The 22335-nt window shown below is 71.3% G+C and carries 16 protein-coding genes; 9 read left to right on the top strand and 7 right to left on the bottom strand.

The features are described from left to right. Positions 1–27: 27 nt before the first annotated feature. Positions 28–1380 carry a Fic family protein gene (locus tag ACIODU_RS27760; protein WP_401770762.1) on the top strand — a complete coding sequence of 451 codons (1353 nt, stop codon included), beginning with the start codon at positions 28–30 and terminating at the stop codon, positions 1378–1380. Positions 1381–1656: 276 nt separating this feature from the next. Here the strand turns inward: ACIODU_RS27760 and ACIODU_RS27765 are convergent, their stop codons facing one another. Continuing rightward, a complete protein-coding gene (locus ACIODU_RS27765; protein ID WP_161310949.1) occupies positions 1657–3018 on the bottom strand; it encodes a glutamine synthetase family protein in 1362 nt (453 codons plus the stop codon). 230 nt (positions 3019–3248) lie between these two features. After that, positions 3249–3806, bottom strand: a complete 558-nt coding sequence (locus ACIODU_RS27770) for a MarR family winged helix-turn-helix transcriptional regulator (protein WP_401770838.1) — start codon at positions 3804–3806, stop codon at positions 3249–3251. Between the two features lie 453 nt (positions 3807–4259). On the opposite strand from ACIODU_RS27770, the gene ACIODU_RS27775 reads away from it, so the two are divergent. From ACIODU_RS27775 to ACIODU_RS27795, 5 genes are all read left to right on the top strand, one after another. Continuing rightward, positions 4260–4625 carry a hypothetical protein gene (locus ACIODU_RS27775; protein ID WP_401770765.1) on the top strand — a complete coding sequence of 122 codons (366 nt, stop codon included), beginning with the start codon at positions 4260–4262 and terminating at the stop codon, positions 4623–4625. A 108-nt stretch (positions 4626–4733) separates the two neighbouring features. After that, a complete protein-coding gene (locus ACIODU_RS27780) occupies positions 4734–5381 on the top strand; it encodes a DUF3105 domain-containing protein (protein WP_356430368.1) in 648 nt (215 codons plus the stop codon). Positions 5382–5401: 20 nt separating this feature from the next. Continuing rightward, entirely contained in the window at positions 5402–6058 is a 657-nt protein-coding gene (locus tag ACIODU_RS27785) for a DUF305 domain-containing protein (protein WP_401770840.1), read from the top strand. A gap of 181 nt (positions 6059–6239) precedes the next feature. Beyond that, a complete protein-coding gene (locus ACIODU_RS27790) occupies positions 6240–6659 on the top strand; it encodes a CBS domain-containing protein (RefSeq protein WP_401770768.1) in 420 nt (139 codons plus the stop codon). A 195-nt stretch (positions 6660–6854) separates the two neighbouring features. Beyond that, entirely contained in the window at positions 6855–8615 is a 1761-nt protein-coding gene (locus ACIODU_RS27795; protein ID WP_356430374.1) for an NAD+ synthase, read from the top strand. 632 nt (positions 8616–9247) lie between these two features. On the opposite strand, the gene ACIODU_RS27800 is transcribed toward ACIODU_RS27795, so the two are convergent. The 4 genes from ACIODU_RS27800 to ACIODU_RS27815 form a co-directional block, all read right to left on the bottom strand. Beyond that, the gene (locus tag ACIODU_RS27800) at positions 9248–10459 is read right to left on the bottom strand and encodes an MFS transporter (RefSeq protein ID WP_401770771.1); all 1212 of its coding nucleotides are present in this window, start codon (positions 10457–10459) and stop codon (positions 9248–9250) included. Positions 10460–10644: 185 nt separating this feature from the next. After that, complete coding sequence (locus ACIODU_RS27805; protein WP_401770773.1) at positions 10645–11688, bottom strand: endonuclease/exonuclease/phosphatase family protein; 1044 nt, start codon at positions 11686–11688, stop codon at positions 10645–10647. A 231-nt stretch (positions 11689–11919) separates the two neighbouring features. Then, positions 11920–12537, bottom strand: coding sequence for a TetR/AcrR family transcriptional regulator (locus tag ACIODU_RS27810; RefSeq protein ID WP_401770776.1), 618 nt, complete (start codon positions 12535–12537; stop codon positions 11920–11922). Positions 12538–12758: 221 nt separating this feature from the next. Further along, complete coding sequence (locus ACIODU_RS27815; protein WP_401770779.1) at positions 12759–14372, bottom strand: MFS transporter; 1614 nt, start codon at positions 14370–14372, stop codon at positions 12759–12761. Positions 14373–14538: 166 nt separating this feature from the next. On the opposite strand from ACIODU_RS27815, the gene panB reads away from it, so the two are divergent. The 3 genes from panB to ACIODU_RS27830 all read left to right on the top strand — a co-directional run bounded on the left by panB (position 14539) and on the right by ACIODU_RS27830 (position 17589). After that, positions 14539–15486: a 3-methyl-2-oxobutanoate hydroxymethyltransferase gene (gene panB, locus ACIODU_RS27820; RefSeq protein WP_401770782.1), complete on the top strand. Its 948-nt coding sequence runs from the start codon at positions 14539–14541 to the stop codon at positions 15484–15486. Between the two features lie 175 nt (positions 15487–15661). Then, positions 15662–16711, top strand: coding sequence for an ATP-binding cassette domain-containing protein (locus tag ACIODU_RS27825; RefSeq protein WP_401770785.1), 1050 nt, complete (start codon positions 15662–15664; stop codon positions 16709–16711). Continuing rightward, positions 16708–17589, top strand: a complete 882-nt coding sequence (locus ACIODU_RS27830) for an ABC transporter permease (protein WP_356432304.1) — start codon at positions 16708–16710, stop codon at positions 17587–17589. The genes ACIODU_RS27825 and ACIODU_RS27830 overlap by 4 nt, the downstream gene beginning before the upstream one ends. 148 nt (positions 17590–17737) lie before the next feature. Here ACIODU_RS27830 and ACIODU_RS27835 read toward each other — a convergent pair whose 3' ends face one another. Further along, entirely contained in the window at positions 17738–22141 is a 4404-nt protein-coding gene (locus ACIODU_RS27835; protein WP_401770789.1) for a BTAD domain-containing putative transcriptional regulator, read from the bottom strand. Between the last annotated feature and the right edge of the window lie 194 nt (positions 22142–22335).

Here is a 22335-nt window from a genome sequence, read left to right on the forward strand (position 1 = left end):
CCTGGACACTCGCGAGAGGAGTGCCCCATGAAGCGACCGATGCCGCCACCGGAGCCCGATGAGCTCATCCGGTGGATGTTCAGGGCGACCACTCCAGAAAAGCTGTCCCTGATCCTTGAAAATCCCGGCGCAGGACCGGCTGACGAATATTTCCCGTGGGATAAAATCAGGCACAAGACCCCGCCGGATGGGCTCAACCACAAAGAGTGGTGGGCCGGCATCAAGTTCATCCGCCGTCAAATGAGTCGCAGCCTCCCCCTCACAGACGTTAAAGGTGAGCCGTTTACCTTTGCCCTCCCGGATAAAATCCTGAAAGCACTTGAGCAAATCACCCGTGACGCCAGCGGAAAAATCACAATCAGCGAAGAGGTGACCAATCCAGGAACAAGAGATCGCTATCTCGTAAATTCACTTATCGAGGAAGCGATCAACTCAAGCCAGCTTGAGGGCGCCTCTACCACTCGACGAGTCGCGAAGGAAATGCTGCGAGCAGGTCGCGCACCCCGCTCCCGCGACGAACGAATGATCGTGAATAATTACCAAGCCATGCGAATGATTGGAGAAATCAGAGACAGACCTCTAACTCCTGAGCTGATCTGTGAGATCCACAGGATCGTCACCGACGGCACGCTGGACAATCCAAGCGCGTCCGGAAGGTTCCAACTTCCGAACGAAGAGCGGGTCAGCGTCTACACCGACGACGGAGTCCTCCTGCACAGCCCTCCACCGGCTGAACTCCTGCCCGAGAGAGTGGCACGGTTGTGCCGGTTCGCCAACGGCGAGCTAGATGGAGGTGGCTACGTCCCACCGGTCCTTCGAGCAATGACCATTCACTTCATGATCGGCTATGACCATCCCTTCGAGGACGGGAACGGCCGTACCGCTCGGGCGCTGTTCTATTGGTCAATGTTGAATCAAGGATATTGGCTGACCGAGTTTGTTGTAATCTCACAGATCCTAAAGAATGCACCGGTCGACTATGCGCGGAGTTACCTACACAGCGAAGACGACGAAAATGATCTCACCTATTTCCATCTTTACCAGCTGCAAGTTCTTCGACGATCGATCGAGAATTTGCACAAATACCTTGCAGAAAAGACCAGAGAGGTGAAGGCTCTCCAGAAGAAAATCTCTCGTGCGGCCGAAGCGTTCAATCACCGGCAGATCGCACTCCTGGATTATGCGCTGAAAAATCCAGGCGCATCGGTGACCGCTCAATCTCATATGAGCAGTCACAATGTTGCCTACGAAACAGCTCGACAGGATTTGATCGGGCTTGAGAGCCGCGAGCTGTTCTTGAAGCGGCGCGCGGGCAGATCATTTACCTGGACGCCAGTTTCGGATCTCGATGTGAGGCTCCACCATCTGGACGACGCCTGAAAAAGGCCGCCACGATCGGATCTGAGAGCCGCAGCCGCAGGTCTGGGACTCGCCGCGCTCTACCGGGTGTCCGCTGGACGCCCCCGCGGCCCGGACTCATACGCTGAGGCGACGTCGACCAGAAGCGGAAGCTCAAGCCGCCCGTTCTCGGTGAAAGTCCACCGCCGTATCAATCACACCCGGATCATGACGGCAAGGTCCGACGGTACGGTCCGAGAGTTCAGCACTCTCGGCCCGTAGTCGTCAGACACATGGGATATAGCTGCTGGAACAGGGTTACAGGACCGGGAGGTTTTTGCGGAGTTCGAAGGCCGTTACCTCGCTGCGGTATTCCTCCCACTCCTGCTTCTTGTTGCGGAGGAAGAAGTCGAAGACGTGTTCGCCGAGGGTTTCCGCGACTAGTTCGCTGCGTTCCATCAGGGAGATCGCCTCGCCGAGGTTCTGCGGGAGGGGTTCGATGCCCATCGCGCGGCGTTCGGCGTCGGAGAGGGCCCAGACGTCGTCGTCGGCGCCGGCCGGGAGTTCGTAGCCCTCCTCCACGCCCTTGAGGCCCGCCGCGAGGAGGACCGCGTAGGTCAGGTAGGGGTTGGCGCCGGAGTCGATCGAGCGGACCTCCACGCGGGCCGAGCCGGTCTTGCCGGGCTTGTACATCGGGACCCGGATCAGCGCGGAGCGGTTGTTGTGGCCCCAGCAGATGTACGAGGGAGCCTCGCCGCCCGAGCCCGCGGTGCGGGTGGAGCCGCCCCAGATGCGCTTGTACGAGTTGACCCACTGGTTGGTGACGGCCGAGATCTCGGCGGCGTGCTTGAGCAGGCCGGCGATGAACGAGCGGCCGACCTTGGAGAGTTGGTACTCCGAGCCGGACTCGTAGAACGCGTTGCGGTCGCCCTCGAAGAGGGAGAGGTGGGTGTGCATGCCCGAACCCGGGTACTCCGAGAAGGGCTTGGGCATGAAGGTGGCGTTGATGCCCTGCTCCAGCGCGACCTGCTTCATCACCAGACGGAACGTCATGATGTTGTCGGCCGTGGAGAGCGCGTCCGCGTAACGGAGGTCGATCTCCTGCTGTCCCGGCGCGCCCTCGTGGTGGCTGAACTCCACCGAGATTCCCATGGATTCGAGCATGGTGATCGCCTGGCGGCGGAAGTCCATGCCGACGTTCTGGGGCGTGTGGTCGAAATAGCCGGAGTTGTCGGCGGGGGTGGGGCGCGAGCCGTCCAGCGGCTTGTCCTTCAGCAGGAAGAACTCGATCTCGGGGTGGGTGTAGAAGGTGAAACCCAGGTCCGAGGTCTTGGCGAGCATCCGCTTGAGGACGTACCGCGGGTCGGCGAAGGACGGCGAGCCGTCGGGCATCAGGATGTCGCAGAACATCCGCGCCGTGCCGGGGGCCTCCGCGCGCCAGGGCAGGATCTGGAAGGTGCCCGGGTCGGGCTTGGCGATCATGTCCGACTCGTACACGCGGGCGAAGCCCTCGATCGCCGAGCCGTCGAATCCCATGCCCTCGTCGAAGGCCTGCTCCAGCTCGGCGGGCGCCACGGCGACCGACTTCAGGAAGCCGAGCACGTCGGTGAACCAAAGGCGCACGAAGCGGATGTCGCGCTCCTCCAGTGTGCGGAGCACAAATTCCTGCTGCTTGTCCATATCGCTGTCCTACCCATCCTTGCTGGTCAGGCCACCTGCTCCCATGCCGAGGGGCACGTTGGGGCACACGAGCATCCCACCACACGATTTCCGGCGCGTTGCGAACCCCGGTCCAACGCCTTCCGTCGCGCGGATGTACGGGTCTCTGCCCATAGTGCCTGTTCGGCGGGTACGCCGGTACCTCCGGCGGCCGGTCGGTCCCCCGGTCCGGCCGTCGGCCGCTCGTCGCCTCAGCCGTCGGTCCGGTCGTCGGGCCGGTGGTGGGGGCGGTCGTCGGGTCGGTCGTCGGTCCGGTGGTGGGGTCGGTCGTCGCTCTGCCTCGTGTGGGTGTCCGACCAGCCCAGGGGGTACGGCTCCGAGTCCCCGACCGGAGCCGGAGGTTCCCCGCCCGCCTCGGTGAACGCCGTCAGCGCCGTGACCAGATCGGCGCGCTGTCCGGGTGGCAGCCGTTCGACGATGGCCGTGATCTCGCGGCGGCGGGCGGCCGAGACCCCGTCCACCAGCCGCCTGCCGTCCGGCGTGAGCCGCAGCAGGGTCTCACGGCGGCTGGCCGGGTTGCTCCGCCGGGCGGCGAGGCCCGCCGCGATCAGCCGGTCCAGCATGCGCATGGCGGTCGAGGGGTTCACGCCGAGCAGCTCGGCGACCTCCACGAGCTTGGCGTCGCCGTGGGTGTCGAGGACCACCAGCAGCCGGTACTGCGGGAGGGTCACCCGGTCCGGGACCGCCGCCAGCGCGCGTGCGGAGATGGCGACGAGCAGCCGGGAGGCGGCGAGCACGGCGTGCGTCACCGCGTCGACGTCCCCGGGGACCGCCTCGCGGGGGTCGGCGGCCGGCGCGGGGGTCGGGTCGGCGGTCCCGTCGGCGGCCGGATCAGCAGTCGGCGCGGCGGTCCGATCGGCGGCCAGGTCTGCGGCCGGGTCGGCGGCCGGTTCAGCGGCCCCACCGGCGGCCGGCGCGGCAGCCCGGTCGGCCGGTTTAGCGGTCCCACCGGCGGCTGGCGCGGCAGCCCGGTCGGCCATCGGGTCGCCGCCCGGATCCGGCCGCTCCTCGGCTCGGCGTGGTGGCTCTGCTCGGTCGGCCATGCCTCTTTGTACCGCGCCCGCGCCCGGTTCGTACCGCAACGGGTGGGCCCGTCGGCCCGATCCCCGGCCGGAAGCGGCTCCGCACTGCTGCTACCGGGGTGGTACGCACTACGATCTGCGCTCATGGGGGGAGCCCGCCGCACGCGCATCACGCGTCCCATGGCACTGCTGAGTGCCGTGGCGACGCTGTTCGCCGCGCTCTTCGTCTGTCTGGGTGCCGTCAACGGCCCCGCCGGGGACTCCGCCCGGGGCACCGGCTGGGAGAGCCACCACCGCGCCGCCGCCCCCTTCACCCCCGTGAACGAGCCCGTGGCACGGTACAGCTGCCCGTACGACGGCAACGACTGCGGATACTTCCCGCACCTGAGCCCGGCCGTGCTCACCGTACCGCCGCCGGCCGCCCCGCCGGCCGCCGGAGTCCCGCACGCACAGGTCGAGCCGGCGGCCCCCGATAGCCGGCTCCCCCGCCCCGGTGCGCGGGCCCGCGCGCCCGACCTCCACGTCCTTCAAGTACTGCGGACGTAGTCCACGACGCAGCCCAGCCGGGAACCCGGCGCCCCGGCGCGCGCGGGCTCCCGAGATCACCGCCACCCGTCACGTACGTACGCAGTCACCCCCAGAAGGACAGACACCATGGCTTCCAAGTCCCAGTCCGCCGAGCGCAAGGCCCGAATAGAGCAGATGCGCCGCGCCGAGCAGGCCCGCGAGCGGCGCAGTCGCATCATCACCATCTCGGTGAGCGCCGTCGTCGTCGCGGGTCTCGTCGCCTTCGGCGCCGTGATCCTGAACAAGGAGTCCGACCAGAAGGAACAGGAACAGGCCGCCGCCAAGGAGCCCGTGAAGGGCGAGAAGACCTGGGACGCCAAGAAGCTGACCCGTAACCACGTCACCGAAGCGGTCAAGTACCCGATGAAGCCGCCGGTCGGCGGTGACCACAACCAGGTCTGGATGAACTGCGACCGGAACGTCTACAAGGACGCGATACCGGACATGAACGCGGTGCACTCGCTGGAGCACGGCGCGGTCTGGGTCACGTACAACGACAAGGCCTCGGACGACGACGTCAAGACGCTGACCGACAAGGTCGAGAAGACCTCCTACACGCTGCTGAGCCCGTACAAGGACCAGGCCGGCACGATCATGCTGAGCGCGTGGGGCAAGCAGCTCACGGTCGACAAGGCGTCGGACCCGCGGGTCAACCAGTTCCTCACGAAGTACGTACAGGGCCCGCAGACCCCCGAGCCGGGCGCCGCCTGCACGGGTGGAATGGGCGCGCAGTGAGGCTCGGGGTCGTGGCCTCGGTGAACCGTACGCAGTGGGCGGCGATCGCGGCCGTCGTGCTGGCGCTGCTCTTCGCCGGCGCGGCGACGGTGGCCTCCGCCGGCCGGGACGACGGCGCGGGAGGCCCCCGTACCCCCTCGGCGGGTTCGCCGGACGCGGGCTTCGCGCGTGACATGGCGCTCCACCACCAGCAGGCGGTGGAGATGTCCTTCATCGTCCGGGACGGCACGGACGACGAGGACGTGCGCCGGCTGGCGTACGACATCGCCAACACCCAGGCGAACCAGCGCGGGATGCTGCTGGGCTGGCTCGACCTGTGGAAGCTGCCGAAGGTCGAGTCGGGCGCGGAGCCGATGGCGTGGATGCCGATGGACCTGCGGATGGGCACCGGGCACGCCATGTTCACGCCGCACGACGGCGCGCTGATGGAGGGCATGGCCACCACGGCGGAGCTGGAGCGGCTGCGCAAGGCGCGCGGCAAGGCGGCCGAGGTGCTGTATCTCCAGCTCATGACCGACCACCACAAGGGTGGCGTGATGATGGCGCGGGGATGTGTCGATCTGTGCGCGGCCGGTACGGAGCGTGACCTCGCGCAGGGCATGGTCACGGCGCAGGAGTCGGAGATACGGCTGATGGCGGACCTGCTGAAGGAGCGGGGGGCGAAGCCCCGGGCGTGACGGCGGCGCGGTGTCGCGGGGCGGGCGGGGGGCGGACGGGGGGCTTCTTCCTCGTCCGCCCGGCCCCGTACGGTCGCCTGCGCGGTCCTCCGTACGGTCGCGGTCGCGTCATCCGGACCGCCCCCGGAGAATGGTGTGTGGCTCGGGGAGTACGGCCAGGACACGCAGGAGGTACGACCCCATGACCACCGCCAAGGACATCATGCACCCGGGGGCCCAGTGGATCCCCGCCCACGAGACCCTCGACCGCGCCGCACAGCTCATGCGCGAGAAGGAGGTCGGGTCGCTGCTCATCGCCGACGAGCAGGAACGGCTCGCGGGCATCCTCACGGACCGCGACATCGTCGTCGACTGTGTGGCGAGGGGCCACGACCCGTCGAAGATCACCGCGGGCGATCTCGCCCAGGGCACTCCGCGCTGGATCGACTCGGACGCGGACGTGGGCGAGGTGCTCCGGGAGATGCAGACCCACCAGATCCGCCGGCTCCCGGTCATCCAGGACAAGCGGCTGGTCGGGATGATCAGCGAGGCGGACCTGGCCGGGCACCTGACCGAGGCGCAGATGGGCGCGTGGGTGGAGCAGGTGTACGCGCGGGGCTGAGGTCCCCGTGCCCCGCCCGGACACGGCTGAGATCTTCGTACGGTACGTGACCGGCCCGCCCGGCGCGGAGGCGGAACGCCCACCCCCGCCGGAGTGGGACCGGCCACCGGAGTGGGACCGGCCACCCGAGTGGGACCGGCCACACCCGCCCCTCCCCGCACGACATCGCGTCAGAAAGACGATTACACTGACACCGTGCCTCAACTACGCCTCGCTCTGAATCAGATCGACTCGACCGTCGGCGATCTCGCCGCGAATGCCGAGGCGATCGTGCACTGGACCCGGCACGCCGTCGAGCAGGGAGCGCATGTCATCGCGTTCCCCGAGATGGTGCTGACCGGCTACCCCGTCGAGGACCTCGCCCTGCGGTCGTCCTTCGTCGAGGCGTCCCGGGACGCCCTGCGCGCCCTCGCGGGCCGCCTGGACGCCGAGGGCTTCGGCGGGCGGCCGGTGATCGTCGGCTACCTCGACCGGTCCGAGAAGGCCCAGCCCCGGTACGGCCAGCCCGCGGGCGCGCCGCAGAACGCGGGCGCGGTGCTGTTCGGCGGGGAGGTGGTGCTGACGTTCGCCAAGCACCACCTGCCGAACTACGGGGTGTTCGACGAGTTCCGGTACTTCGTGCCGGGCAACACCCTTCCCGTCGTACGGGTCCACGGCGTCGACATCGCGCTGGCGATCTGCGAGGACCTCTGGCAGGACGGCGGGCGGGTCCCGGCGACCTGCTCGGCCGGTGCCGGACTGCTGATCTCCATCAACGCCTCTCCGTACGAGAAGGAGAAGGACGACACCCGCCTGGACCTGGTGCGCAAGCGCGCCCAGGAGGCCGGCTGCACCACGGCGTACGTCGCGATGATCGGCGGGCAGGACGAGCTGGTCTTCGACGGGGACTCGATCGTCGTGGACAAGGACGGCGAAGTCGTGGCGCGTGCGCCGCAGTTCGCGGAGGGCTGTGTGGTGCTCGACCTCGACCTGCCGGCCGCGCCCGCGGTGCCGCCGTCGGGTGTGGTGGACGACGGGCTGGTGATCGACCACGTGGTCCTCTCCGAGGAGCCGCTGCCGGCGTACGAGCGTGAGCTGTCCGGCGGGTACGCGGAGCGGCTGGAGGACGACGAGGAGATCTACTCGGCGCTGGTGGTGGGGTTGCGCGCGTACGCGGCGAAGAACGGCTTCCGGTCCGTCCTGATCGGGCTCTCCGGGGGCATCGACTCGGCGCTGGTCGCGGCGATCGCGTGCGACGCGGTGGGGGCGGAGAACGTGTACGGCATCTCCATGCCGTCCAAGTACTCCTCGGACCACTCGAAGGACGACGCGGCCGAACTGGCCCGCCGTACCGGCCTCCACCTGCGCACGGTGGTCATCGAGCCGATGTTCGACGCGTACATGGACGCGCTGGGGCTGACGGGTCTGGCGGAGGAGAACCTCCAGTCGCGGCTGCGCGGGACGACGCTGATGGCGGTGTCCAACCAGGAGGGCCAGATCGTGCTCGCGCCGGGCAACAAGTCCGAGCTTGCGGTGGGGTATTCGACGCTGTACGGGGACTCGGTCGGCGCGTACGGGCCGATCAAGGACGTCTACAAGACGACCGTGTTCCGGCTGGCGCGGTGGCGCAACCGCGCGGCGGAGGAGCGGGGGCAGACGCCGCCGATCCCGGAGAACTCGATCAGCAAGCCGCCGAGCGCGGAGCTGCGTCCTGGCCAGGTCGACACGGACTCGCTGCCGGACTACGACGTCCTGGACCGGATCCTGGAGCTCTACGTGGACCGGGACACGGGCAAGGACGGCATTGTCGCGGCCGGGTTCGAGGAGGAGCTGGTGACGCGGACGCTGCGGATGGTGGACGTGGCGGAGTACAAGCGGCGGCAGTACCCGCCGGGGACGAAGATCTCGGCAAAGGGCTTCGGCAAGGACCGCCGCCTCCCGATCACGAACCGCTGGCGGGAGTCCCCCTCAACCTGAGCCGGGCCCCCCGCCCGGGCCCACCCGGGTGCGGACTTTGTCCTCAAGCGCCGGACGGGCTGGATGCGGCCGCGCTCACGGCCTGGGGCGGGACGTCTGGCGCCTGGACGTTGGCTGGGGCGGGACGTTGGGCGCGGATCCGTCCGGATACCGGTTCGTCCTCAAACGCCGGACGGGCTGGAGGTGCTGGGAGGTGGCCGCGCGCGGGCTGCGGCGGGGCGGGGTGCGCCAGGCCCGCGGGCGAAGCCCGGGTCCGTCCCCGGTTGCGGTCTTGTCCTCAAGCGCCGGACGGGCTGGAGGTGGCCGCGCACGGCCTTCGGCGGGACCTCTTGCGCCGGGACGTCGGCCGGGACGAGACGTTGAGCGCGGATCCGTCCGGATGCCGGGCCGTCCTCAAACGCCGGACGGGCTGGGGGTGGCTGCGCCCGTTTTCTCGGGCGCGTTTTCAGCCCGTCCGGCGATTGAGGACGGAGGCGGCAGGTGTGACCGCGTCAACTTGACGGGGGGCGCGGCCCCCTGGAGCCCGTCCGGCGATTGAGGACGGAAGCGCCGGGCGTGGCCGCGTCACACTGACGGCCCGGGGGGGACCTTGAAGCCCGTCCGGCGATTGAGGACAGCAGGGGGACGGGGCGTCAGGGCGTGGTGAGGCGTTCGCGGGGGTGGGGGGTGCCCTCCGCCACCACGCGGGACGCGGGCGTGGGATCGGGGGTGTCCAGGTGGCCCGCTGTCAGGGCTATCGTCAGGCCCAGTACCGCCAGCACCGCCCCCACCAGCGTCGGCGACATCCAGCCCCAGCCCGCCGCGATCGCCGCGCCGCCCAGCCACGCGCCGCCCGCGTTCGCGAGGTTGAAGGCCGAGTGGTTGGACGCCGAGGCCAGCGTCGGGGCGTCCTTCGCCTTTCGCATGACCAGCATCTGGAGCGGCGTCGTCGTCAGGAAGCCCACCGCCCCCAGCACCACCACCGTCACCAGCGCCGCCCACCGCACGTGCGCCGTGAAGCGGAACGCGACCAGCACCACCGCGAGCGTGGCGAGCGACCCGTACAGTGTCGGCCGCAGCGCCCGGTCCGTCAGCGGGCCCGCCGCCAGCGCGCCCAGCGTCATGCCGATGCCGAACAGCGCCAGGACCACCGTCACCGACGACTCCCCGAAGCCCATGACCTCGGTGGTCATCGAGGCGAGGTACGAGTACACCGCGAAGACCCCCGCGAAGCCGAAGACCGCCGTGGCGAGGCCGAGCAGCACCTGACGGTTCCCCAGGGCGCGCAGCTCGCGCCCGAGGCTCTGGTGCGCGTCGACCGGTACGTACGGGACGAGCCGCGCCAGCGCGACCAGCGCCACCAGGCCGATCACGGTCACGACCAGGAACGTGGCGCGCCAGCCCAGGTGCTGTCCCAGCAGCGTCGCCGCCGGGACCCCCACGATGTTGGCGACGGTCAGGCCCAGGAACATCGTCGCCACCGCCCGCGCCTGCCGCCCCTCCTCCACCAGCCGCGACGCGACCACCGCGCCGACCCCGAAGAACGCGCCGTGCGGCAGCCCGGCGAGCAGCCGGCCCGCCAGCAGCCAGCCGAAGCCCGGGGCGAGCGCGGAGGCGAGGTTGCCGACGACGAAGAACCCCATGAGGAGCAGGAGCATCCGCTTGCGCGGGATCCGGGACCCGACGGCGGTGAGGAGCGGGGCGCCGAGGACCACCCCGATCGCGTACGCGGACACGAGATGGCCGGCGGTGGGCACGGAGGTACCGAGATCGTCCGCGACGTTGGGCAGCAGGCCCATCATCACGAACTCGGTCGTGCCGATGCCGAAGGCACTCACAGCGAGGGCCAGCAGCGCCAAAGGCATGGGGGGAGAGCCTTTCCGGGGAAGAAGGGAGTGGGTGAGGACGCGTTCGGTGAGTACTCGGCGGACACGCCCTAGTAAGTACCTCGACTGAACAAAGTCTCTCAGACGTTTTCTTCCCGCGGATGAACCGGCCGATGGACCAGCGGATGAACGCCCGGTTCCGGACCGGGGACCAGGTCCGCGTCTCAGCCCGCCCGCAGCTCCACCCGCGCCGCCACCGGCAGATGGTCGCTGTCCGTCCTCGGCAGGGTCCAGGACGCCGTCGGCTCGATGCCCTTCACCATGATCTGGTCGATGCGCGCCATCGGGAACGAGGCCGGCCAGCTGAACCCGTACCCGTCCCCCGCCGCCCCCTGCGTGGAGCGCATCTGGGACGTGACGGCGTTCAGGGAGCGGTCGTTCATCGTGCCGTTCAGGTCGCCGAGCAGGATGACCCGGCCGACGGGCTCGCGGCTGATGGCCACGCCGAGCGCGTCCGCGCTGTTGTCGCGCTGGTTGGCGGTGAAGCCGGCGTGCAGCTTGACCCGTACGGACGGCAGGTGCGCCACGATCACGCCGACCTGCCCCTCGGGCGTGGTGATCGTGGACCGCATCGCGCGGACCCAGCCCAGCCGGATGTCGACGGGACGGGTGCCGGACATCGGGTACTTGCTCCACAGGCCGACCGTGCCCTGCACGGAGTGGTACTTGTACGTCCCCGCCAGCGCCTTCTCGTACGTCGGTACGTCGGTCTCGGTCAGCTCCTCCAAGGCGAGGACGTCCGCCCCGGCCTCCGCGACCTCGCGCGCGGTGCCCGCCGGATCGGGGTTCTCCGCGTTGACGTTGTGCGTGGCGACGGTGAAGTCGCCGCCCCCGCCCGACTTGTCGGCGAGGAGGCCGCCGAAGAGGTTGACCCAGACGACGGCGGGCAGGAGGAGGGCGATCAGCGCGGTCGCGGACCTGCGCAGGAGGGCGAGGACGAGGATCACCGGAATGACCAGGCCCAGCCAGGGCAGGAAGGTTTCGGTGAGGCTGCCCAGGTTGCCGATGCGGTTGGGGATCTGCGCGTGCAGGATCATCAACAGCGAGGCCAGGACGGCGAGAACGGCGAGGACGATGCCGCGCCGCCAGACGTTCCGGCCATCACGCCATCGGGACAGCACGTTCCGGACCCGGGCTCCCGCACCCGCGCGCTGGTGTTCCGCGTCCGCGCCGGTCTCCACCGACTCCGCCGTGTACTCCTGCGTCATGTCCGCTGCCCTCACTGCCTTGCCGTGCACGCCCGCCCCCGACCCTAGGGGATACGCGGGCGCTTTCTCTGCCGTCCGGGACGGCCGTACTGCCACGAGGACGAAACCGGCGCGCGGAGGGGTTCCGATCACGGGCGGATCACGACCGGTTGTGACAGAACCCGCACGATTGTGGTGTTGCGAACGTCACGTGGGCGACCGGCGATCGGGGCGCCGTACGCCGTACCGGCGTCACGCCCCGAGCGGGCCGATGCCGCCCATCGCCGCCGCGATGATCTGCTCGGCCAGATCCTCGGGCAGCGGCGCGTCCGGGCGGTGCAACGTCCGTACGAGCATGGCGCCGGCCAGCAGGTCGTACATCAGGTCGACCGGGACGTCGTCGCGCAACTCCCCCTCGGCGACGGCGCGGTGGAGCACCGCGAGCGTCGCCTCGTGGCGGGGTTCGATGACGAGCCTGCGGTACTCGGCCCACAGCGCGGGCCGGCTCTTCATCTCCGCGAAGACGTTGTGGAGGAGCGCCGAGGAGCGCTGGGCGAGGCCGCGCGTGCGCAGGGACTCCAGCAGGGCCCTGAGGTCCGCGAGGGCGGACGTGCCGGGGAGGGTGGGCTCGGGGGGCTCCATGTCCCGTACGACGTCCACGAAGAGTGCCTCCTTGCCCTGCCAGCGCCGGTAGATGGTGGCCTTGCCGACGCCGGCCGTACGCGCGATGCGCTCGATGGAGAGCGTGCCGAGGGGCACGCCCTCCTCCAGGAGGGACACGACGGCGTCCAGGATGGCCCGTTCGGCCGCCTCGCTCCGGGGGCGTCCGCGCCGGTGCTCGGCGCCCTGTTCGTACTCCTGGTCCCGCACGTACGCCACCTCTCGCCGCCGGGCCCGTCCCCGGGCCCGGCCCAACCCCCGTCCGGCCCCCGATTCTCGCCCACCGGCGCGGACATGGCCGCCGGTCGCCGTACCGCGCGCGCCGACGGCGTCAGCCCCGTACCGCCGCCGTCATCAGCCGCCCGCCGGCAGCCGCGTACCGCCGCCGTCCAATCGCGAACCGCCCCCGGCCGGTCCCGTACCGCCGCCCGTCAGTTGCGGGCCGCCGGCTCCCGGTTCGAGGGGCGGTCCGACCGGGTGGGCTTCTCCGCCGGAGCGCGCCCCGGCAGGAACAGCGCGACCACCGCCACCCCGATCAGCGCCACCGCCGCCGAGCCGAGCGCGGTCAGGTGCATCGCGTGCAGGAACGCGTCGTGCGCCGACTCGACCAGCGGGCCGCCCGCCGGCCCCAGCTTGCCCGCGACCGTCAGCGTCGCCTCGATCGACTCCCCCGCCGCGTCCCGCGCCCCCGCCGGGAGCGCGCCGAGGTGGCTCTCGATGTCGCCGCGGTACGTGGCGGACAGCACCGACCCCAGGACCGCGACGCCCAGCGCGCCGCCCACCTGGCGGAAGGTGTTGTTGATCGCCGAGCCCGAGCCGGCCTTCTCGCGGGGCAGCGCCTGCATGATCGCCACGGTCACCGGCGGCATGATGTGGGCCATGCCCGTACCGAGCACGAAGTAGTCGACGCACAGCACCCACACCGGCGTGCCCGCCGTGAACAGGGCGAACGCCGCCAGGCCGCCGGCCACCAGCACCATGCCCGCCGTGCAGACGACCCGGGCGCCGAACCGGTCGACGACCAGCCGCGCGCGGGGCGCGAAGATCATCTGGGCGGCGGCGAGCGGCACGATCAGCAGGCCGGACTGGAGCGCGCTGTAGCCGCGCACGCTCTGGAGGTAGAACGCCGAGAAGAACGTGACGCCCATCAGCGCGAAGAACACCAGCGCGATCGCGGCCACGGCGGCGGCGAACGCCGGCTTCTTGAAGTACGTGACGTCGATCGCCGGGTGGCTGCTGCGCTTCTCGTGCCACACGAAGCCGGCCAGGACGGCGACCCCGCCCAGCAGCGGCGCCAGCACCGAGACCTCGGTGAAGTCGGCCAGCTCGCCGCCGCGGATGATGCCGTACACCAGCAGGACCAGTCCGATGATCGACAGCACCACGCCCACCGGGTCGAGCTTGCCCGGCCGGGGATCCCGGGAGTCCGGCACCAGCAGCACCATCGCGATCAGCGCCACGACCGCCACGGGCACGTTGACCAGGAAGATCGAGCCCCACCAGAAGTGCTCCAGCAGCAGACCGCCGGTGATGGGGCCGATGGCTATGCCGAGGCCGACGCTGCCCGCCCAGATGCCGATCGCCTTGGGCTGCTCGTCGCGCTCGAAGACGTTCATCAGGACGGCGAGGGTGGCGGGCATCACGAACGCCGCGCCGAAGCCCATCAGGGCGCGGTAGCCGATCAGTTCGGCCGGTGAGCCGGACATCGCGGCGAGCGCCGAGCCGGTGCCGAAGACGGCGATGCCGAAGAGCAGTACCTTCTTGCGGCCGACGCGGTCGCCGAGGAGTCCGGCGGTGAAGAGCAGCCCGGCGAAGACCAGCGTGTAGCTGTTGATCGCCCATTCGAGCTCGCTCTGGGTGGCGCCGATGCCCTCGGGCGCGGGGGCGGCGATGGTCTTGACCGCGACGTTCAGGATCGAGTTGTCCAGCACGACGATGAGCAGGCTGAACATGAGGACACCCAGGATCGCCCAGCGGCGGCGGTGGACGGCTTCGGGGACATGGGAGGCTGCGGCGGCGGCCGGCGCGCCGGAAGGTGTGGACATGACCAGCAGCGTAACGTCATTTCGATACGAGACCGTCTCGTATTGGAAAGTCTTTACCCGAGGCCGCCCGGGGTCCCACTTCCCGTGGACCGCTCCGGGATGCCACCATGGGTGTGGTCCGGGGACGCCGTCAGGGTGCCTCGAGATGACGAAAGGGCCATTGGCCATGACTGCTCAGGCTGCGCACAACCAGCAGGATCAGCAGGAACCGCGGAATCAGCGGGAAGAGCGGGATCAGCAGAACCGGCCGAAGAATCAGGCCGCTCCCGCGGGACGCCCCGGAGACGGCACCAAAACCCTCTACGGCGGTACGAGCTCCCGCCGCGTCACCGTGCACGACCTCTCCGCCGCCAAGGAGCGCGGCGAGAAGTGGCCGATGCTCACCGCCTACGACGCGATGACGGCCTCCGTCTTCGACGAGGCGGGCATCCCGGTCATGCTGGTCGGCGACTCCATGGGCAACGTCCACCTCGGGTACGAGACGACCGTGCCGGTCACGCTCGACGAGATGACGATGCTCTCCGCCGCCGTCGTACGGGGCACGAAGCGCGCCCTGATCGTCGCGGACCTCCCCTTCGGCTCGTACCAGGAAGGGCCCGTCCAGGCCCTGCGCAGCGCCACGCGCCTGCTGAAGGACGCGGGGGTCGGCGCGGTCAAGCTGGAGGGCGGCGAGCGCTCCCACAGCCAGATCGAGCTGCTGGTGCAGGCCGGCATCCCGGTCATGGGCCACATCGGGCTCACCCCGCAGTCCGTCAACACCCTGGGCTACCGGGTGCAGGGCCGCGGCGAGGAGGCCGCCCAGCAGATGCTGCGCGACGCCAAGGCCGTCCAGGACGCGGGCGCCTTCGCCGTGGTGCTGGAGCTGGTGCCCGCCGAGCTGGCCGCCGAGGTCACCCGCATCCTGCACATCCCGACGATCGGGATAGGCGCGGGGATCGAGACGGACGCGCAGGTCCTCGTCTACACCGACATGGTGGGACTGACCGGCGGCAAGGTGCCGCGCTTCACCAAGCAGTACGTGAACCTCCGCCAGACCCTCGGGGACGCGGCGAAGGCGTTCGCCGACGAGGTCGTCGGCGGGACGTTCCCGCAGGAGGAGCACACCTTCCACTAGCCACTGCCGCACGAGCGACGGCCCGCCGATCTTCCCCCGTCGGCGGGCTGTTGCGTGCCCGGGGACGCATGGTCGCCGAGGCGGAACGTTTCTGTCGGCGGAATGTCGGCCGCGCGCCGGGCGCCTGTCGGGAATCTGTCGGCGCGTTGTCGGTGGCACCTGGTCCCATAGGGACATGACGCGAATCGACAAGAACCCCAACGGCGGCCGCAGCGGCAACGCCGTCGAGGTGCGGGGGCTGGTCAAGCACTACGGCGACACGAAGGCCCTGGACGGCATCGACCTCGATGTCCGCGAGGGCACCGTCCTCGGTGTGCTCGGGCCCAACGGCGCCGGCAAGACGACGCTCGTCCGCATCCTCTCCACCCTCGTCCAGCCGGACGCGGGCACCGCCATGGTCGCGGGGTACGACGTGCTCCGCCAGCCGCGCCAGCTGCGCCGCACCATCGGGCTCACCGGTCAGTACGCCTCGGTCGACGAGAAGCTCTCCGGCTGGGAGAACCTGTACATGATCGGCCGGCTCCTCGACCTGTCCCGCGCGGACGCCCGCCGCCGCTCCGACGAGCTGCTGGAGCGCTTCTCGCTCACCGAGGCCGCGAAGAGGCCCGCGATGCAGTACAGCGGCGGCATGCGCCGCCGGCTCGACCTGGCCGCCTCGATGATCGGCCGCCCGGCCGTGCTGTATCTGGACGAGCCGACGACGGGGCTCGACCCCAGGACCCGTAACGAGGTCTGGGAGGAGGTGCAGCGAATGGTCGCGGAGGGGGCGACGGTCCTGCTCACCACCCAGTACATGGAAGAGGCCGAGCAGCTGGCGAACGAGCTGACGGTCATCGACCGGGGCCGCATCATCGCCAGCGGCGGCGTGGACGAGCTGAAGGCGCGGGTCGGCGGCCGTACGCTCCAGATCCGCCCGGCCGATCCGGCCCAACTCGCCCCCATGGCGCAGGCGCTCACCGACAGCGGACTGGTCGGCCTGGCCGGCGCCCAGGCCGATCCGGCCGAGGGGCTGGTGCAGGTGGCCATCCTGAGCGACGAGCAACTGACCGCGGTGATAGGCCTGCTGGGCGAGCGCGGCTTCGGCATCGCCAACATCGGGACCCATCTGCCCAGCCTGGACGAGGTGTTCCTGGCCATCACCGGCCAGAAGACCTCCCTCTCCGACGACACCACCAGCACCACCGATGCCGGCACCGGCACGACACCCGAGGAGGTCGCCGCATGAGCACCACCACGCTGCCCACATCCACCCCCGGGACGCCGGCCGCCGGACCGGGCGACCGGCTGCCGCGCGCCGCCTCGGCCGGTGTCGTGGACGACGCCCGGATCGGACTGCGGGCGAATCTGCGGCACATCGGCGCGCTCGTGCGCCGCAACGCGCTCCAGATCAAGCAGGACCCGGAGTCGATGTTCGACGTCCTGCTGATGCCGATCATCTTCACGCTGCTGTTCGTGTACGTCTTCGGCGGCTCCGTGGGCGCGAGCCTCGGCGGGAGCCGGGGCGAGTACGTCAACTACGTGATCCCGGGCCTGATGGCGATGATGGGCATGAACATCGCCATGGCCGTCGGCACCGGTGTGAACGACGACTTCCGCAAGGGGGTCATGGACCGGTTCCGTACGATGCCGATAGCGCGCTCGTCGGTCCTCATCGCGAAGATCGTCGTGGAGATGGGCCGGATGCTGGTCGCCACGGCCATCCTGCTCGGCATGGGCTTCCTGCTCGGTCTGGAGATCAAGTCCTCGGTGCTCGACCTGTTCGCGGCGATCGGGCTGTCCACGGTGTTCGGCGCCTCGCTGATGTGGATCTTCATCCTGCTGGGGCTGACGATGAAGACGGCGCAGGCGGTCCAGGGGACGGCGATGCTCGTCCTGATGCCGTTGCAGTTCGGCTCCTCGATCTTCGCCCCGCCGTCCACGATGCCGGGCTGGCTCCAGGCCTTCACGGACTACAACCCGCTGTCGAACCTGGCGGACGCGGCCCGGAGCCTGATCAACGACCAGCCGCTCGGGCACTCGGTGTGGATGACGCTGGCGTGGTCGGCGGGGATCACGCTGGTCTCGATGCCGCTGGCGGTGGCCAAGTTCCGCAAGAAGTCCTGAGGCGGGCGCGGGGCGGGGCGGTTAGGGGGACGCGGGGCGGGGCGGCTCCTGAGGCCGGGGTGGGGCGGGGCGGTCGTACGGGGCGAGGCGGCGCGGTCGTACGGGGCGGCCGCCTCCTCCCCCGTCCACCGGCCGCCCGCCTCGCCCCTCACACGCGGGCGACGGCCTCCTCCAGCGAGAGGCGGCCGCCTTCCGCGTACGCCGTCCCGAACGCGTCCTCGTCGCCGAGCGCGGCCAGCGCGGCGAGCACGGCCCGGCGCGAGGCGGCGAGCAACTCCCGTTCCGTCGGGGGCCGGAAGTGACCGGCGGGGGTCAGCGCATCGGACGCGCCGAGCAGCCGGGCCGCCTCGCGGGCCCGCTCCTTGTCGTCCCCCGCGAGGCCCGCCAGCGCCCACGCGGCCGTCGCCAGATAGCCCGCCGCCATGTGCGGGGCGACCATCTGGGACAGCACCGAGTGGGACTGCCGCAGCGCGTTCCGTATCTCTTCGAGCGCCTCCGCGTACCGGCCGTCCTCGCAGTCCAGCCAGGCGTACGTCCCCTGGATGAAGCCCTGGAACACGGCGAGCGTCTCGTGGCGGAAGGCCTCCGAGATCACGCCCAGATGCCACCTGGCCTCCTCCCCGCGCCCCGTACGGCCCAGCCGCAGCGCGAGGAAGAGCCGGGCCGCGATCAGCGACTCGTGCGAGACGTCGTGGCTGTCGTCCAGCACGGCGCGCAGTATCGCCTCGCCTTCCGCCGCGCGGTCGGTCTCGAACATGCTGCTCGCCATCCGGGCGCGCAGCACGGCGACCTGGCTCCGCGCGCCCAGGCTCTCGACGTGGCCGATCGCGGCGGCGAAATCGGCGACGGCGAGTCCGTACTCCCCGCGTCTCTCCCGCGCCTCGCCGCGCGCCGACAGCGCCTCGGCCCTGCCCCAGGCGTCACCGAGGGCGTCGTAGATGCGGAGGGCGCGGCCGGCGTCCCGGTCCGCGTCGTCGGCCCACGCGCCGCGGTTGGCGAGGATGTTGGCCCGCATCTGGAGTGCGCCGGCCAACTCCCAGTCGTAACCGAACCGTTCGCAGGCCGCCACGGTCTCGTCCAGTACGTGCCTGAGCCGTTCGTCGCCCCCGTGCATCAGGGTCGCGAAGAACCAGAGCGAGGCGGGGAACCGGCAGGTCTGGGGCAGCCCGGCCCGGTAGACGCGGGCGACGTTCCGCAGCCACTCCTGCCGTTCGGGACTCTCCCACTCGTCCTCGGCGTGCTCCAGGGTGACCATCTCGACGATCCGCACCTGGCGCCGGGCCTCGATCAGCTGGTCGTCGGCCATGGGCGGCGGGAGGTCCGTGCAGCGGAGGTGCAGGGGCGGGGCGGGTTCGGCGGGCGGGGCGAAGGGGTCGGGGCCGAGGGACGCGGCGGCGGCGGCCCACTGGCGGCCCTCGCCGCGCATGTCGCGCATCGACCAGAACCAGGCGAGCGACAGGACCATGCAGAGCACCTCGTGCTCGTCGCGGGCGGCGACGGCGCGGCGGAGGGCGGTGCGGAAGTTCTCGTGCTCCAGCTGGAGCAGGGCGATGGCGGCGAGCTGGCCGGAGCCGCGGAGGAGGGGGTCGGTGGTGCGGGCCAGCTCGCGGTAGTGGACGAGGTGCCGCCGCTCGGTGGCGGCCCGGTCACCGGCGTGGCCGCCGGCGTGGCGGCCGGCCTGGTCACCGCGCTGGTCACCCACCCCCTCACCCGCCTGGTCGAGGCGCTCGGCGGCGTACTCGGCGACGGTCTCCAGGAGCCGGTAGCGCATGTCGCCGTCCGGCGAGGGGGCGGCGACGACGAGGGACTTGTCGACAAGGGAACCGAGGAGGGCGGGGACGTCGGGGGAGCGTACGGGGTCGCCCGGCGTCGTACCGGCGCAGACCTCCTCCACCGCCGCCAGGCCGCAGCCGCCCGCGAAGACGGACAGGCGGCGCAGGACGGCGCGTTCGGCCTCGTCCAGCAGGTCCCAGGACCAGTCGACAACCGCGCGGAGGGTCTGCTGGCGGGGCAAAACCGTCCTGCTGCCGCTCGTCAGCAGTCTGAACCGGTCGTCCAGGCGGTCGGCGATCTGCCGGGGGGACAGCAACCGGAGGCGGGCGGCGGCCAGTTCGATGGCCAGCGGCAGCCCGTCGAGGCGGCGGCAGATCTCGGCGACGGCCGCCGGGTCGGCGTCCGGGTCGAAGTCGGGCCGCACGGACCGGGCCCGCTCGGTGAACAGCCGGTGCGCGGACCGGGGCGGCAACGGCTCGACGGGGCGTACGACTTCACCCGGCACCCCGAGCGGCTCCCGGCTGGTGGCGAGGACGGTCAGGTTCGGGCAGCGGGCGAGAAGTTCCTCGGCGAGGGTGGCGGCGGCGCCGATCACGTGCTCGCAGTTGTCGAGGAGGAGGAGCATGCGGCGGCGGGCGCAGTGTTCGGCCAACCGTACGAGCGGCTCACCGGCCTGCCGGTCGACGGCCCTGAACTCCTCGGCCCCCGCCCCGCGCAGCACGGTCTCCCGCGCCCCGAGCGAGGTCAGGACGGCGTCGGCGACGGTCTCCGGGTCGTCCACGGGGGCGAGTTCGGCCAGCCAGACCCCATCGGGCCAGGCCCCGGAGGCCCGTTCGGCGGCCTCCTGCGACAACCGCGTCTTCCCGGCCCCACCGGGCCCGAGAAGCGTGACGAGACGGGCACCGGAGAGGTCGGCGCGGATGGCGTCGATGTCCCCTTCCCGGCCGACAAAACTGGTGAGCCGGGCGCGGAGGTTGCCGGGAGCGGGGCCGCTGGGCGCGGCGACGCTGGGCGAGGGCGCGCTCAGCGAGGTGCCGCTCGGCGACGGCGCGGTGCCGCCGCGCTGCCGCCCCTGCCCGTGGCCCGGGCGCCCGCCCAGCCCCTCGCGCGGCCGATCGGGGGCCTGATGGCCCGACACCTGCCCACGCCCGAAGCCCGATCCGCCACGCCCCCCATTCCCATACGGCGACCCGTCGCCACCCGACGGGGCTTCGTCTGCCGGGGCTTCGTCCGCCCAACCCCCGTCCTGCCCACCCTCGTCCAACCGGTCGCCGCCAGACCGCCACAGGTCCGACCGGTCCGCACGCGACCCGTGTCCGTCCCACCCCACGTCGTCCGACCGGTTTCTGTCGGGCCGCCGCTGGTCCGACCAGGGACCGTCCGACGAGGCGTCGTCCCACCGGGCTTCTTCCGACCACCACTCGTCCGAGCCGGCCCTGTCCACCGCAGCCTCGTCCGACCGGGTTCTGTCCGACCCAGACCCATCCCGCCGGGCCTCCCTCGACCCGTATCCGCCTGGTCCGTATCCGCCCGACCCGCTTCCGTCCGGCCGCCGCCCGTCCGAGCGGGCGCTGTCCACCCCGGCCTGACCCTCCCCGGCCTCGTCCGACCGGGTTCTGTCCGACCCGGTCTCGTCCCGCAGGGCTCCGCCCGGCTGCACCTCGTCCGGCAAAGATCCGTCCGGCCGCCGCTCGGCCCACGGGGCTTCGCCCGACCCGGATCCGCCCGACCGGGAGCTGCCCGAGGGGGCTTCGGCCCACCGGGCCTTGTCCGGTCGGGTTCCGGCCGGGCGTCGCTCGGCCGGGTGGGCCTGAGGGTGGACGGGTTCCGGGGACGGCGAACCGTGGGGCTGTTGCCGCTTCTCGTCCCTCCTTTGCCGCGCCCGCCCCGTGTGGGGCTCCGGGCCCGTGTCCGCGCCGGTTGCCGGACCCGGTGCCGTACCGGACGGGCCCGGCGGGCTTCCGTACGGGCCGGGTTCCGGAGCCGGGGCCGTATCGCGACGGGGCGAACCCCGGCGCGGAGCCATGGCCGTGTCGCGTCGGCCGGAGGCCGGCCCGTGGCTCCCGTGCAGCAAGTCCTCGTGCAGCGCACGCAGTTCCGGGCCCGGGTCGGTGCCCAGGCGGTCCGCGAGGACGTGGCGGACCTCGTCGTACGCCGCCAGTGCCTCCGCCGTGCGGGACGCGTCGCGAAGGGCGCGGATGCGGAGCGCCTGGAGCGGTTCGTCCAGGGGGTACTCCTCGCAGAGCGCGGCCAGTTCGGGCAGGGTGTCCTCCGCGCGGCCCAGCGCGAGCGCGGCCGTCAGCCGGGCCCTGCGGGCCTCCAGCTGGCGGGTGTCCCAGCGCAGGGCCTCCGACGCCCGGTCGGGCAGATCGGCGAGCGCGGGCCCGTGCCACAGGGCGAGGGCCTCGTCCAGGAGTACGGCCGCCTTGCCCGCGTCCCCGTCCTCCAGCGCCCGCGCCCCCTCCCCCGCGAGGCGGCCGAAACGGTGCAGGTCCACGTCGTCCTCGTCGGCGGTCAGCCGGTACCCGCCCTCCGACGACACCACCGCGTCGCGCCCCAGCGCCCGCCGCAGGCGCCCGACCAGCGCCTGGAGCGCCGCGACGGCGTCCGCCGGCGGATCCCCGTCCCACACCTCGCCGACCAGCACCCCGACGGGGACGCTGCGCCCGGCCCGTAGCGCGAGCACGGTCAGCAACGCACGCAACCGCGCACCACCGAGCGCGACGGGGGTCCCGTCGTCCTGAAAAGCCTGGGCGGTGCCGAGGAGCCGGTAGCGCATCCCCCCATTGTCCCCGCCCGGCGCAATCCGCGACGTCGGCGGGGCCGCACCGCACCTCGCACCGCCCGCCCCTCGTACCCGCACCGCATCTCGTACCCGCACCGCACCTCGCACCCGCCGCCCGGCGCCCCCGCCCGCCCCGCGGGAACCGCCGTGCCCCGCGGAACGTTCCCCGGCCGTCACGAGTACGGTCG

The sequence above is a fragment of the Streptomyces sp. NPDC088261 genome (assembly GCF_044740805.1).
GTDB lineage: Bacteria > Actinomycetota > Actinomycetes > Streptomycetales > Streptomycetaceae > Streptomyces.